Source organism: Aminobacter sp. LjRoot7 (assembly GCF_964252895.1).
GTDB lineage: Bacteria > Pseudomonadota > Alphaproteobacteria > Rhizobiales > Rhizobiaceae > Aminobacter > Aminobacter aminovorans_B.
On the sequence record NZ_CAXUPX020000002.1, the window covers coordinates 254,681 to 268,879 of the forward strand.

Sequence of the window (14,199 nt, forward strand, 5' to 3'; positions counted from 1 at the left end):
GCAACATGGCCAAGCGTCCGAATGCAACGATATTTTGTGCGATGGTTGCATCTCATAAAGTAGGTGCAACGTATAGTAGGAAAATGACGGATACCGCAAAAGCTGCGTCCTGGTCGCGCCGGACCTACGAGCCGGCAGCTTCGGCGAGCAGGTAGGAAAGCGCCATGTTGCGCTCGTCGTCGTGCAATATGTCCATGTCGAACAGTTTCATGCTGCGTAGCCCTTCGATGACCAGGAACGCCACGATTAGCTTGGCGGTATCTGGCGTTTCCGACTTCAGCCTGTCGAGCAACTGACGCTTGAAATCCCTGACGGGATTGAGAAAATCAGGGTCTTCGGCAAGTGCTGCGAGCACTCCGGCCGCTGAAGGCTGCTTCTGTTCGCACTCCCGTGCCGACAGTTCAATGTAGGCGGTCAGACTATTTTTGGTAGTATCGCCGCGCTTGGCCGCTTCCTCCTCGAGCGCATCCTCGAAGGTCTTGAGATAGTCCTGAACCAGCGCCTGCATGAGCTTGGCCTTGGTCGGGAAATTGTACAGCAATCCGCCCTTCGATACGCCGGCACGCTGGGCCACCGCATCGAGTGACAGATTGCCCGGACCGACGATGTCGGCCAATTCGCTGGCTGCGGCGAGGATTTTTTCGCGAGAGCTTGGTCTGTGGCCCGACATTGTGGTGCCTCCTTGGGATCACATTATCGTGGATTGACAATACCGTCCAGACGGTACAGTAAGCCCGCCGCTCTTGGGTTTTCCAAGAAACAGGTCCAATGTGCATCACGGCCTCCCGGATGCCGATTCCTTACCGATTGGGGATCTCCTTTGAAAAAGCGTCTCTTTATCGCTCTCGTACTGCTTGTTGTCGTTTGCGGCGGCATCGTCGGGTTCAACATCTTCCGCGACAATGCGATCCAGCAATTCTTCGCCAATATGCCGGTTGCGTCGGTAACGGTGGCGACCGCCAAGGTCGAGCCGGCTCCGTGGACGCCGGGCATTGAAACGATCGGCACGGTCAATGCCTCGCAGGGCGTCGACCTGACGGTCGAGCAGGCAGGCATCATCAAGGACATCAATTTCGCCGCCAACCAGCGCGTCAAGCAGGGAGATGTGCTGATCCAGCTCGACGACACCGTCCAGCAGGCGGACCTCGCCGCATCCAAGACGCAGGCCGCACTCGACCAGCAGTCACTCGACCGCGCCATCGAGCTGCAGCGCCGCGGCGTCGGCTCGGAAGTCGCGCTCGACGCGGCCCGCGCGACGGCATCGACGTCGGCATCGCAGGTGCAGAAGCTGCAGGCCGTGCTCGACCAGAAGCAGCTGCGCGCGCCGTTCTCCGGCACGATCGGCATTCCCAAGGTCGATGACGGCCAGTATCTCGCCCCCGGCACCATCGTTGCCACCTTGCAGGATCTCGACACGATGCGGGCCGACTTCTCCGTTCCGGAGCAGCAGCTTGCCTCGCTGAAGATGGGCCAGCCGGTGGCGTTTGGCGTGACCGCCGACGACATGGCTTTCAAGGGCGCCGTTGTCGGTATCGATCCGAAGGTCGACCCGCAGAGCCGCCTTGTTTCGGTTCGTGCTGAAATCACCAATCCGGAAGGCAAGCTGAGCCCCGGCCAGTTCGTGCGCGTGCGTGTCGAGCTACCCAGGGAGGACGGCGTGCTGGCCGTGCCACAGACGGCGCTGACCACCAGCCTCTATGGCGACTATGTCTATGTCGTGCGTCCGGCCGAAGCCAAGCCTGCCGCCGAAGGTGCGGCCGCTCCGGCAGCCGCAGCCGCAGCGCCTGCAGATGCATCGGCCGCTCCGGCGGAGGCCAAGGCCGAGCCGGCACTCACGGTCGCCCAGGTCTTCGTCAAGGTCGGTCGCCGTTCGGAAGGCCGCGTCGAGATCATCGAAGGCGTCAAGGCCGGCGACGAGCTGGTCATCGCTGGCCAGAACAGGCTGACCAACGGTACGCCCGTCAAGGTCGACAACACGGTCTCGCCGGTAACCTCGGCTGACGCCAAGGCGGCTGCAAAATGAGTTTCTCAGACATCTTCATCCGCCGCCCCGTCCTGTCGACGGTGGTCGCCCTTATGATCCTGCTCCTGGGCTTCCAGGGGCTGTTCAACCTGTCGGTGCGCCAGTACCCCAAGGTCGAGGAGACGGTGATCACCATCACCACCGTCTATCCCGGCGCCAGCGCCGACCTGATCCAGGGCTTCATCACGGCACCGATCGCCGCCGCCGTGGCGACGACCGAAAACATCGACTACGTGACCTCGCAGAGCCGGCCGTCATCGAGCACGGTGACCGTGCAGATGGAGCTCGGTTCCAACCCCGACACGGCATTGACCGAGGTGATGTCCAAGGTCCAGCAGGTGCGCGGCCAGCTGCCGTCCGACGCCAAGGACCCGACCATCGTCAAGGGCACGGGGCAGCAGTTCGCCATCATGTATCTGGCGATGCAGAACCCGAACATGAGCTCGGAGGAGCTGACCGAATATATTCAGCGCGTCATCCGTCCACGCATGTCGACGATCGAGGGCGTTGCCGAGGTTCAGGTCTTGGGTGCCGCCAACTATTCGATGCGCGTTTGGGTCGATCCGGTGAAGCTCGCCGCGCGTGGCCTGACCGCCGCCGAAGTGCTGCAGGCCATCAACAAGTCCAACTTCCTTTCGGCGCCGGGCAAGACCAAGAACGAATACGTCGCCTATTCGATCACCATGAAGTCGACGCTGCAGACGCCGGAAGCATTTGGCGAACTGCCGCTCAAGTCGGACAACGGCAACGTCGTCAGGCTGCGCGATGTCGCGCATGTTGAGCTCGCCGCCGAAAGCACCGACACGGTCGTCAATTTCAACGGCCAGCCCGGCACCTTCATCGGCATCTTCCCGACGCCGTCGGCCAATCCGCTCAACACGGCGGCCGCCGTCATCAACGAACTGCCGGCGATCAGTGCCAGCCTGCCGCAGGGCATGACCATCACCATGGTCTACGACTCGACCGAGACGATCAGCGCCTCGATCGACGAGGTGTTCAAGACCATCGCCGAAGCAGTGGCGATCGTCGTCGTTGTCATCCTGCTGTTCCTGGGCTCGTTCCGTTCGGTGCTGATGCCTGTGGTGACGATCCCGCTGTCGTTGATCGGCGTCTGTTTCATCCTGTTGATGATGGGCTACTCGATCAACCTGCTGTCGCTGCTGGCCATGGTGCTCGCCATCGGCCTTGTCGTCGACGACGCCATCGTGGTGGTGGAGAACATCCATCGCCACATCGAGGACGGCATGTCGCCCATGCAGGCGGCGTTCAAGGGCATGCGCGAGATCTTCGGGCCGGTGGTCGCCATGACCATCACGCTTGCCGCCGTGTTCGCCCCGCTAATGTTCACCGGCGGCCTGACCGGTTCGTTGTTCCGCGAGTTCGCGGTCACGCTTGCAGGTGCGGTCGTCCTCTCCGGCTTCATCGCCGTGACGATCACGCCGATGATGTCAGCGCGCATGCTCAAGGCCGGCAACCACAGCCGCTTCGCGCAGGCCGTCGACCGCACGTTCGAGCGCATCGCCAACCGCTATGAGCGGCTGGTCGCCGGCTCGCTGAAGTACCGGCCGGTGACGCTGCTGATCGTGGTCGCGCTCGTCGGTGTCACCGGTTTCATGTTCTTCAAGACGTCGAACGAACTCGCGCCGGAAGAAGATCAGGGCGCGCTGTTCGCGCTGGTGACTGCGCCACGCTACGCGACGACGGAGTACACCACACTTTATACCGACCAGATCCGCGATCTGACCAAGGACCTGCCGGAGCTCAAGACCAGCTTCTCGATCGTCGGCATGGGCGGCGCCACCAACTCGGGCTTCTCCGTCTGGGTGCTCAAGGACTGGGCCGACCGCACGCGCTCGCAAAAGGAGATCCAGACGGATATCCAGGCGCGCCTGTCCAAGGTCAGCGGTGTCGAGGCACTGGTGTTCGCACCGCCCTCGCTGCCGGGCGCCGGCGGTGGCTTGCCGATTTCGATGGTCATCCAGTCGACCGGCGATCCGAGCCAGGTCTTCGAGGTGGCCGAGCAGATCAAGCAGAAGGCGCAGGCCTCCGGACGCTTCATCGTCGTGCAGAACTCGCTGTCCTTCGATGCGCCGCAGGTGACTGTGACCATCGACCGCGATCGCGCGGCAGCGCTCAACCTGTCGGTCAGCGATATCGGCACGACGCTGAGCCTGCTTGTCGGCGGTGGGTCGATTGCCGAGTTCGACCGCGATTCCAACAGCTACGACATCATCATGCAGGTGCCGGAAGAGTACCGGAACAACCCGGAGAAGCTCGGCGAGTTCTTCGTCCGCAGCGTCAACGGCCAGATGGTGCCGCTGTCGGCAGTGGTGTCGATCAAGACCAACTCCTCGCCCGCTTCGATCGAGCAGTTCAACCAGCTCAACTCGGCGACGATCGCGGCACTTCCCGTGCCCGGTGTCACCACCGGCGACGGCCTGAAGGCGATCGAGGAAATTGCCCGGCCTCTGCTGCCGGCCGGTTTCTTCATCGACTATGCAGGCCAGTCGCGCCTGGAGAGCGAGCAGGGCAGCACGATCCTGATCGCCTTCGGCCTGGCCATCGTCGTGATCTACCTGGTTCTGGCGGCGCAGTTCGAAAGCTTCCGCGACCCGTTCATCATCATGATGTCGGTGCCCCTGTCGATCTTTGGCGCCATCGTGCCACTCAATCTCGGACTGGGTACGCTCAACATCTACACCCAGGTCGGTCTGATCACGCTGATAGGCCTGATCACCAAGCACGGCATCCTGCTGGTCGAGTTCGCCAATCAGCAGCGTGAGGAACATGGGCTGTCGCGCAGCGAGGCGATCATCGCTTCGGCCAAGGTTCGCCTGCGGCCGATCCTGATGACAACGGCGGCGATGGCACTGGGCGTCGTACCGCTGATCATCGCCTCGGGTGCCGGTGCTGCTGCGCGCTACTCGATGGGCCTGGTGATTTTCTGCGGCGTGATCGTCGGCACGATCTTCACCCTGTTCGTGGTGCCGATGTTCTACACCTTCATCTCGCGCAAGGACCTCGCCGCTCACGTCGAGGAGCCGGATGTCGCGCAGATGGCGGAACCCGCCCACCATCACTGAGCGGACGATTTGAAATGAAAAAGGCCCCGGAGCGATCCGGGGCCTTTTGCTTTGGTAGCCTGAAGCATTTTTGCGTTGCACAATGACGGCCGGCGCGCAAAGAAGAAGAGCATGAAGACCGCCGCGCTCCGGGTACTCGTCATCGACGAAAACCGCATCCGCGCCTCGATCATCGAGGCGGGGTTGCGCGAGGCCGGGCATGAGGACGTCACGCTGGTTCACGACGTGGCGGGCATCGGGCGGCGCATCGCCGAGACCAATCCCGACGTCATCGTCATCGATCTCGAAAATCCCAACCGCGACATGCTGGAAAACATGTTCCAGCTTTCGCGCGCGGTGAAGCGGCCGATCGCCATGTTCGTCGACCGTTCCGACAGCGCCTCGATCGAGGCCGCGGTCGATGCCGGCGTCTCCGCCTATGTCGTCGACGGGCTGAAGCGCGAGCGCGTCAAGCCGATCCTCGACATGGCCGTCAGCCGTTTCAACGCGTTTTCGCGCCTGTCTCGCGAACTGGAGGAGGCGCGTAGCGAGCTCGAGGACCGCAAGGTGATCGACCGCGCCAAGGGCATCCTGATGAAGTCGCGCGGCATCTCCGAGGCGGAGGCTTATGGACTCATGCGCAGGGCGGCGATGAACCAGAACCGCAAGCTGTCGGAGATCGCGCAAAGCCTCGTGACCGCCGCCGGGCTTTTGGGAGACGACGCATGAGCGATGCCCGCTTCGAGATTTCAGCCGGTTTCCTGCCGCTGCTCGACAGCGCGCTTCTGGTCACGGCCAGGGAGAAAGGGTTTGCGGCAGCTGAAGGCATCGAGCTCACTTTGGTGCGCGAAACCTCCTGGGCCAACATCCGCGACCGGCTCGCCGTTGGGCATTTCCAGGTGGCGCATATGCTTGCGCCGATGCCGATTGCCTGCAATCTCGGCCTGACCCCGCTGGCTGCGACCACGGTCGTGCCGATGGCGCTCGGCCTCGGCGGCAATGCCGTCACCGTGTCGAATGCGCTGTGGCACGACATGGCAGCCCATGGCGCGAGCGGCGATCTTTCGCCGCGCGCCGCCGGTGACGCGCTCAGGGCCGTTGTGGCCGACCGTGCCCGCAGCAACGCTTCGCCGCTGCGCCTCGGTGTCGTTCATCCGCATTCCGGCCACAACTACGAACTGCGCTACTGGCTGGCTGCCTGCGGCATCGATCCCGACCGCGATGTCGAGATCGTGATCCTGCCGCCGCCGCTGATGGCCGACGCCCTGGGCTCGGGCGCGCTCGACGGCTTCTGCGCCGGCGAACCCTGGAACACCGCCGCCGTTTTGCTCGGCCATGGCCGCATCGTCACGGTGAAGGCCAAGATCTGGCGTTCCAGCCCGGAGAAGGTGCTGGGCGCCGACGCCCGCTGGAGCGACGCAAATCCCAATGCGCTGTCGGCATTGCTTCGCGCCATCCATCGCGCGGCGCAGTGGTGCGCTGAGCCGGCCAATCACGCCGAGCTTGCCGGCATCATGGCGGCACCTGCCTATGTCGGGCGGCCCGCCGAATGGATGCTGCCGGCACTTTCGGGGCATCTCGGCACCTCGGCGAACAGTGTCGTCGATGTCGACGACTTCTTCGTGCCGCAGGCCAAGGCGGCGACATTCCCGTGGAAGAGCCATGCCTTGTGGTTCTACAGCCAGATGGTGCGCTGGGGGCAAGCAGAGCATTCCGCCACCAATGCCGCGATCGCCCGCGAAACCTACCGACCCGACCTTTACCGTACAGCGCTGAAGCCGTTAGGGGCGGCGCTGCCCGGCGCCAACGCCAAGGTCGAAGGCGCATTGCCGGCGCCGACGCCTGTCGGCTCGGCGGGCGCCAGCCTGGTGCTTGGGCCGGACGGGTTCTTTGATGGTGGCCTGTTCGATCCCGACGATCTCGACGGCTACATCGCCGCCCAGCGGCACCTGCAGGACTGATCGGTCGCCAATTTTTGTGCACTGCACATCATTTAGGCAGATGCCGACGTAAGTTGGCTATCGATTGATCGCCGGCATTTCGGCAGCCAATGCGGCCGATATTGCATAAGCATCTGAAAATAAAAGAAAACGCAGTGACCGGCCAAACTGGCACGGTTTGTGCGTTGCAATAGGCAAGGCCGAGAGGCCAGACATATCGGCGTCCAATGGCGGGCGCCCCAGGCGAAGCTGCCGACCAGATGACCGCGATCCCGGATGTACGGACGCGCGACCCTGGCCGGCAGCTTTTTTGTTTTCGCGATCCAGATCAGCGCGGCGCCTCCCACGCCGCACAACGGAGCCGACAATGACCACCACCCTCCCAGCCGCCCCCAGCCAGGACAATGCTCCGGTCAGGGCGCTTGCCATCTCCACCATCGCCTTCACCGTCTGCTTTGCCGTGTGGACGATCTTTTCGATCATCGGCGTGCGCATCAAGCAGGAGCTCGGCCTCTCCGAAACCCAGTTCGGGCTGCTCATCGGCACGCCGATCCTGACCGGCTCGCTGGTGCGCATCGTGCTCGGCGTCTGGACTGACCGTTTCGGCGGGCGTCTCGTCTACACCGCGACCATGCTGGCGGCGGCCATTGCCACCTTTCTGCTCGCCTTTGCCCAGACCTACACCCAGATGCTGATCGCCGCCCTCGGCGTCGGCCTCGCCGGCGGCTCCTTCGCCGTCGGCGTTGCCTATGTCTCGCGCTTCTTTCCGGCGAGTAAGCAGGGCACTGCACTTGGCATCTTCGGCGTCGGCAATGTCGGCGCCGCCGTCACGAAGTTCCTCGCACCCTTCGTGCTGCTTGCCGGTGGCTGGCAGGAGGTGGCTCTAATCTGGGCCGCCTGCCTCGGCTTCATGGCCTTCATCTTCTGGTTCGGCAGCGAAGACGATCCAGTCATCCGTGAACGCCGCATCCACGGCGGTCAGCCGAAGGCCTTCTGGAGTGAGTTCGCGCCGCTCAGGAATGTCCAGGTTTGGCGCTTCGGCCTGTACTACTTCTTCTCCTTCGGCGCCTTCGTCGCGCTGGCACTGTGGCTGCCACGCTACCTGATCGGCGTCTACGGCTTCGACATCGTAACTGCCGGCATGATCGGTGCCGCCTATTCGATCCCGGCCAGCATCTTCCGCGCCTATGGCGGCGTGCTGTCGGACAGGGTCGGCGCTCGCACCGTGATGTACTGGACCTTCGGCGTCTCGGCGCTCGCCACGCTGATCCTGTCGCTGCCGACGGCTGACTATGTCGTGCACGGTATCGCAGGCCCGATGGCCTTCCACTTCGAGGTCGGTCCGATCGCCTTCATGGTCGTCGCCTTCGTGCTCGGCTTCTTCATGAGCCTGGGCAAGGCGGCGGTCTACAAGCACATCCCCGTCTATTATCCCGAAAACGTCGGCGCTGTCGGTGGCCTTGTTGGCATGATCGGCGGCCTTGGCGGCTTCATCCTGCCCATTGCCTTCGGCGCACTCAATGACCTCACCGGCCTGTGGTCGAGCTGCTTCATGCTGCTTTTCGCCATCGTCGTCGCTTCGCTCGTCTGGATGCACCTGTCGATCCGCAGGATGTCGCGCGACAGCGCCGATGAGCCGTTGACCTTCGCTGCCCCGTGATACCGTCGAGGAGTACCACAATGACCGAGAGACTTGTCATCATCGGCAACGGTATGGCCCCCGGGCGCATGCTGGAGCACTTGCTGGAAGCGGCGCCCGACCGCTATCAGGTCACCATCTTCAACGCCGAGCCGCGCGTGAACTACGACCGCATCATGCTGTCGCCGGTCCTGTCGGGCGAGAAGGCCTTCGAGGAGATCGTGATCCACGGCGACGGCTGGTACATCAAACACGGCATCACACTCTACAAGGGCCACAAGATCGTCGCCATCGACCGCGCAGCGAAGACTGTCACGTCAGACCATGGCGTCACCGAGCCTTATGACAAACTGGTCGTCGCCACCGGTTCGGTGCCCTTCATCATTCCGGTGCCGGGCAAGGATTTGCCCGGTGTGCTGACCTATCGCGACCTCGACGACGTCAACGCCATGCTGCTCGCGGCCCAGTCGCGCGCCAAGGCGGTGGTGATCGGCGGCGGACTGCTCGGCCTGGAGGCAGCGGCGGGTCTCAAGGAGCAGGGCATGGATGTGACGGTGCTGCACGTCATGCCGACGCTGATGGAGCGTCAGCTTGATCCGGCCGCCGGCTATCTGCTGCAGCGGGCTGTCGAAGCCCGTGGCATCAAGGTGATGACCAAGGCCAACACCAAGGCCATTGTCGGCAATGGCAAGGTCGAGGGCGTGGAACTCGCCGACGGTACAATCATCCCGGCGACGCTGGTGGTGATGGCGGTCGGCATCCGGCCCAATGCTTCGATCGCCAGGGATGCCGGCATCGACATCAATCGCGGCATAACAGTCGACCACGGCATGCGCACCTCCGATCCCGACATCCTTGCGCTCGGCGAATGCGCCGAGGTTGGCGGCCAGGTCTACGGGCTCGTGGCGCCGCTCTACGAGATGGCGCGCGTCGCAGCCAGCCATCTTGCCGGCGACAACACTGCCCGTTTCGTCCACTCGGACACGCCGACCAAGCTCAAGGTCACAGGCATCGACCTCTATTCGCTCGGCGATTTCGCCGATGGCGACGACCGCGAGGAGATTGTGCTGCGCGATGCCGCGGCCGGCATCTACAAGCGCCTGGTGCTCAAGGACAATCGTGTCATCGGCACGGTGCTCTACGGTGAAACGGGTGACGGTGCCTGGTTCAACGACCTCAAGAAGAAGCAGACCGATATCTCGGAGATGCGCGACACGCTGATCTTCGGCCAGGCCTATCAGGGAGGATCGCCGCTGGACCCTATGGCGGCCGTTGCGGCACTGGCGGATGATGCGGAAATCTGCGGCTGCAACGGCGTCTGCAAGGGCAAGATCACCGGCACTATCACCGAGAAGGGGCTGACCTCGCTGGACGACGTCCGCGCCCACACCAAGGCGTCCGCTTCCTGCGGCACCTGCACTGGGCTTGTCGAGCAGCTGATGTCGCTGACTTTGGGCGACAGCTACAACCCCACAGCCGTGCAGCCGATGTGCAAATGCACCGAGCTCGGCCATGACGACGTGCGCCGCCTGATCAAGGCCAAGGGGTTGAAAACGATCCCCGAGGTCATGCAGGAGCTGCAGTGGAAGACCTCCTGCGGCTGCGCCAAGTGCCGGCCGGCGCTCAACTACTATCTCGTCTGCGACTGGCCCGACGAATATGCCGACGACTACCAGTCGCGTTTCATTAACGAGCGTGTCCACGCCAACATCCAGAAGGACGGCACCTATTCGGTGGTGCCGCGCATGTGGGGCGGGGTGACCAATGCGAATGAATTGCGCGCCATCGCCGATGTCGTCGACAAGTTCGAGATCCCGCTCGTCAAGGTCACGGGCGGCCAGCGCATCGACATGCTGGGCATCAGGAAGGAGGACCTGCCTGAGGTCTGGTCCGATCTCGGCAAGGCCGGTTTCGTCTCGGGCCACGCCTACGCCAAGGGCCTGCGCACGGTGAAGACCTGCGTCGGCTCCGACTGGTGCCGTTTCGGCACCCAGGATTCGACCGGACTCGGCATTCGCATCGAGAAGTTCATGTGGGGTTCGTGGACGCCGGCCAAGCTCAAGATGGGGGTGTCGGGCTGCCCGCGCAACTGCGCCGAGGCGACCTGCAAGGACATAGGCGTGATCTGCGTCGACAGCGGTTTCGAAATCCACTTCGCCGGCGCTGCCGGCCTCGACATCAAGGGCACCGAAGTGCTCGGACTGGTGAAATCGGAGGACGAGGCGCTTGAGGTGATTGTCGCGCTGACGCAGATGTATCGCGAACAGGGCCGCTATCTCGAGCGCATCTACAAATGGGCCAAGCGCGTCGGCGTGGCCGAGATCAAGCGCCAGATCCTCGACGATGCCGAGAAGCGCAAGGCCTATTACGAGCGATTCGTCTTCAGCCAAAAGTTCGCCCAGGTCGACCCATGGTCGGAGCGCGTCTCCGGCAAGGACAAGCACGAGTTCCGCCCGATGGCCTCGGTCGGTTTCGCGGAGGCAGCGGAATGAGTGAGATGGACTGGATCGCGATCGGCACTTTGGCCGACATCCCGGTGCGCGGCGCGCGCTGCGTGAACACGCCCCAGGGCAAGATCGGCGTGTTCCGCACCGCCGAGGACCAGGTCTTCGCCATCGAGGACCACTGCCCGCACAAGGGCGGGCCGCTGAGCCAGGGCATCGTGCATGGCGCCTCGGTGACCTGCCCGTTGCACAACTGGGTGTTTTCGCTGGAAACCGGCAAGGCGCAAGGTGCCGACGAAGGTTCGGTCAGGACCATCCCGCTCAAGGTCGAGGACGGGCGCCTTTTCATCGCGCTTGAGCTTCTCGCTTCGAAGGCTGCCTGACCATGACGGATGCACGCGAGGTGAGGACCACCTGCCCCTATTGCGGGGTGGGTTGCGGCGTGCAGGCGCGAGCCGCCGCGGACGGCATGACGTCCGTGCGCGGCGACCCCGGCCATCCCGCCAATGCGGGCAAGCTCTGTTCAAAGGGGTCTGCGCTCGCCGAAACGCTCGGCCTCGACGGGCGCGTGCTCCATCCCGAAATCGCCGGCCGCCGTGCCTCCTGGGACACAGCGCTCGATCTGGTGGCCAAGCGGTTCTCCGAGACCATAGCCAGACATGGCCCGGATTCGGTCGCCTTCTACGTCTCGGGGCAACTGCTCACCGAGGACTACTACGTCGCCAACAAGCTGATGAAGGGGTTCATCGGCTCGGCCAACATCGACACCAATTCGCGGCTGTGCATGGCCTCCAGCGTCGCCGGCCACAAGCGCGCCTTCGGCGAAGACATCGTGCCCGGTGTCTACGCGGATTTCGAACAGGCCGATCTTGTCGTGCTTGTCGGTTCCAACACCGCCTGGTGCCATCCGATCCTCTACCAGCGCCTGCTCGCCGCGCGGGCCGAGCGCGGAACCAGGATCGTCGTCATCGATCCGCGCCGCACGGCAACGGCTGCGGAATGCGACCTGCACCTGCAGCTCAGGCCGGGCACCGACGTGGCGCTGTTCAACGGCCTTTTGGCGCATCTCGCGGGCAGCGGCGCCATCGACCGAGACTATGTCGCCGCCCATACGTCTGGCTTCGATGCTGCGGTTAGCCTCGCTTGCGCCGACGCGCCGACGCCGAAGCGTGTCGCCGAAAGCTGCGATCTCGACACGGCCGACGTGGCGGCCTTCTACGACTGGTTCGCGGCGACGGAGCGCACCGTCACCGTCTACAGCCAGGGCGTCAACCAGTCGGCCCACGGCACCGACAAGGTCAATGCCATCCTCAATTGCCACCTCGCGACGAGCCGCATCGGCAGACCGGGCATGGGGCCGTTCTCAGTCACCGGCCAGCCCAATGCGATGGGCGGGCGCGAGGTCGGCGGCCTTGCCAACCAGCTTGCAGCGCATATGGGCTTCGACGATCCCCAGGCCCCGGATCGCGTCGGCCGCTTCTGGCGCGCGGCTGCTATCGCCCGCAAGCCGGGCCTGAAGGCCGTCGACATGTTCGAGGCGGCAGGCGACGGCCGCATCAAGGCGCTCTGGATCATGGGCACCAACCCCGCCGTCAGCATGCCGGATGCCGGCAAGGTGCGCGCGGCGTTGAAGGCATGCGAATTCGTCGTGGTGTCGGATGTCACCCGCACCGACACCAGCCATTTCGCCGACGTGCTCCTGCCTGCCGCCGCCTGGGGCGAGAAGGACGGCACGGTGACCAACTCCGAGCGCCTGATATCGCGCCAGAAATCGTTCCTGCCGATGCCGGGCGAGGTCCGCCCCGACTGGTGGATCGTGTCGCAGGCCGCCCGGCGCATGGGCTTTGCCGAGGCTTTCGGCTACGCCAACCCGGCGGCGATCTTTCGCGAGCATGCCGCACTTTCCGCCTTCGAGAATGACGGCGCCCGCCTGTTCGACATCGGCGGCCTCGCCGATATCGAGGACAGCGAATACGAGGCGCTCGCGCCGTTGCATTGGCCATTGCCCACCGGTGCCTCAGCCGGGGTCCAGCGGTTGCTGGGTGACGGGCGCTTTCCCACCGCCGATGGGCGCGCACGTTTCGTCGCCGTCCGCCAGGAAGGCGCGGCACTGCCGGTCAACGCCGCTTTTCCGCTTGTCCTCAACACCGGCCGGCTGCGCGACCAGTGGCACACGATGACCCGGACGGGCAGGGTGCCGCGCCTGATGGCCAATGCGCCGGAGCCGGTGGTCGAGCTGAACGCTGCCGACGCCATCGCACTGGGGATCGCCGACGGGGATCTGGTCCGCATTGAAAGCCGCTATGGCGGCGGGCGGGCCAAGGCTGCCACCAGCGCTGGCCAGCGGCGGGGCGAGGCCTTCCTGCCGATGCACTGGAGCGGCCGCTTTGCCGCCAACGCCGCCGCCGGATCGTTGTCGGCGCCGGTTACCGATCCATTTTCCGGCCAGCCGGAGCTCAAGCACGTCCCTGTGCGCCTTTCCCGCGAGCCTGTCGCATGGACCGGCGTGCTGATGACCCGCCGCGACATCAGGCCGACGGGCTTCGTCCATTGGAGCCGTGCGGCGGTGGCAGGCGGCTGGATCTACGAACTGTCCGGCACCGAGCCGCCCGAACAGGGCATCCTGCTCGCCCGCCGTCTGGTCGACGTGGTGCCGGCCGACCAGTTGCTCGAATACACCGACCGGCGGAGCTCGACCTTCCGCGCTGCCGCGACCGACGGCGAGGGCAGGCTCGCCGAGGCGCTGCTGGTCGCGCCGCACGGGCATCTGCCCGAGCGCGACTGGCTGTTGTCACTGCTCGCTGCTGGTGAGCCGCTGACGGCACTCGATCGCCGCGCCCTGCTGTCGGGGCGCGCGCCGGTGCCGGTACCATCAGTCGGCCGCATCGTCTGCTCCTGCTTCAATGTCGGCATGAACCAGCTCACCAGCGCGATCTCGGGCGGCTGCGCCAGCCTCGACGACATCGGCAAGGTGTTGAAAGCCGGCACCAATTGCGGCTCCTGCCGGTCGGAGATCAGGACGATGCTCGAGGCGTCACGGCTGATGGCGGCGGAGTGAGCCCTCAGGGCTGGGCGGATAGGCGGCGCCTCG

At 64.5% G+C, this 14,199-nt stretch carries 9 protein-coding genes; 8 read left to right on the plus strand and 1 reads right to left on the minus strand.

Annotated features, from left to right (window positions below; all coding sequences use genetic code 11):
* Window positions 1-124 precede the first annotated feature (124 nt).
* On the minus strand, window positions 125-670 hold the full coding sequence (locus ACSQ3E_RS06955) for a TetR/AcrR family transcriptional regulator (protein ID WP_436122123.1): 546 nt from the start codon (window positions 668-670) through the stop codon (window positions 125-127).
* Between the two features lie 150 nt (window positions 671-820).
* On the opposite strand from ACSQ3E_RS06955, the gene ACSQ3E_RS06960 reads away from it, so the two are divergent.
* The 8 genes from ACSQ3E_RS06960 (at window position 821) to ACSQ3E_RS06995 (ending at window position 14,166) form a co-directional block, all read left to right on the plus strand.
* Window positions 821-2,023: an efflux RND transporter periplasmic adaptor subunit gene (locus ACSQ3E_RS06960; RefSeq protein ID WP_436122124.1), complete on the plus strand. Its 1,203-nt coding sequence runs from the start codon at window positions 821-823 to the stop codon at window positions 2,021-2,023.
* Complete coding sequence (locus ACSQ3E_RS06965; RefSeq protein WP_436122125.1) at window positions 2,020-5,106, plus strand: efflux RND transporter permease subunit; 3,087 nt, start codon at window positions 2,020-2,022, stop codon at window positions 5,104-5,106. Before ACSQ3E_RS06960 ends, ACSQ3E_RS06965 begins: the two co-directional genes overlap by 4 nt.
* A gap of 111 nt (window positions 5,107-5,217) precedes the next feature.
* On the plus strand, window positions 5,218-5,814 hold the full coding sequence (locus tag ACSQ3E_RS06970) for an ANTAR domain-containing response regulator (protein ID WP_436122126.1): 597 nt from the start codon (window positions 5,218-5,220) through the stop codon (window positions 5,812-5,814).
* A complete protein-coding gene (locus ACSQ3E_RS06975) occupies window positions 5,811-7,046 on the plus strand; it encodes a CmpA/NrtA family ABC transporter substrate-binding protein (RefSeq protein ID WP_436122127.1) in 1,236 nt (411 codons plus the stop codon). The genes ACSQ3E_RS06970 and ACSQ3E_RS06975 overlap by 4 nt, the downstream gene beginning before the upstream one ends.
* Window positions 7,047-7,392: 346 nt before the next feature.
* A complete protein-coding gene (locus tag ACSQ3E_RS06980; RefSeq protein ID WP_436122128.1) occupies window positions 7,393-8,685 on the plus strand; it encodes an MFS transporter in 1,293 nt (430 codons plus the stop codon).
* A 20-nt stretch (window positions 8,686-8,705) separates the two neighbouring features.
* Entirely contained in the window at window positions 8,706-11,156 is a 2,451-nt protein-coding gene (nirB, locus tag ACSQ3E_RS06985) for a nitrite reductase large subunit NirB (protein WP_436122129.1), read from the plus strand.
* A gap of 5 nt (window positions 11,157-11,161) precedes the next feature.
* Window positions 11,162-11,491, plus strand: coding sequence for a nitrite reductase small subunit NirD (nirD, locus tag ACSQ3E_RS06990; RefSeq protein ID WP_436122484.1), 330 nt, complete (start codon window positions 11,162-11,164; stop codon window positions 11,489-11,491).
* Window positions 11,492-11,493: 2 nt separating this feature from the next.
* Window positions 11,494-14,166 (plus strand): nitrate reductase, encoded by a 2,673-nt coding sequence (locus tag ACSQ3E_RS06995; protein WP_436122130.1) that lies wholly within the window; start codon window positions 11,494-11,496, stop codon window positions 14,164-14,166.
* The last annotated feature ends 33 nt before the right edge of the window (window positions 14,167-14,199 follow it).

Bases quoted from the DNA above. Each gene is read 5' to 3' on its own strand.
- ACSQ3E_RS06955 (WP_436122123.1), bottom strand. From the start codon at position 670: ATGTCGGGCCACAGACCAAGCTCTCGCGAAAAAATCCTCGCCGCAGCC.
- ACSQ3E_RS06965 (WP_436122125.1), top strand. From the start codon at position 2,020: ATGAGTTTCTCAGACATCTTCATCCGCCGCCCCGTCCTGTCGACGGTG.
- ACSQ3E_RS06970 (WP_436122126.1), top strand. From the start codon at position 5,218: ATGAAGACCGCCGCGCTCCGGGTACTCGTCATCGACGAAAACCGCATC.
- ACSQ3E_RS06975 (WP_436122127.1), top strand. From the start codon at position 5,811: ATGAGCGATGCCCGCTTCGAGATTTCAGCCGGTTTCCTGCCGCTGCTC.
- ACSQ3E_RS06980 (WP_436122128.1), top strand. From the start codon at position 7,393: ATGACCACCACCCTCCCAGCCGCCCCCAGCCAGGACAATGCTCCGGTC.
- nirB (WP_436122129.1), top strand. From the start codon at position 8,706: ATGACCGAGAGACTTGTCATCATCGGCAACGGTATGGCCCCCGGGCGC.
- nirD (WP_436122484.1), top strand. From the start codon at position 11,162: ATGGACTGGATCGCGATCGGCACTTTGGCCGACATCCCGGTGCGCGGC.
- ACSQ3E_RS06995 (WP_436122130.1), top strand. From the start codon at position 11,494: ATGACGGATGCACGCGAGGTGAGGACCACCTGCCCCTATTGCGGGGTG.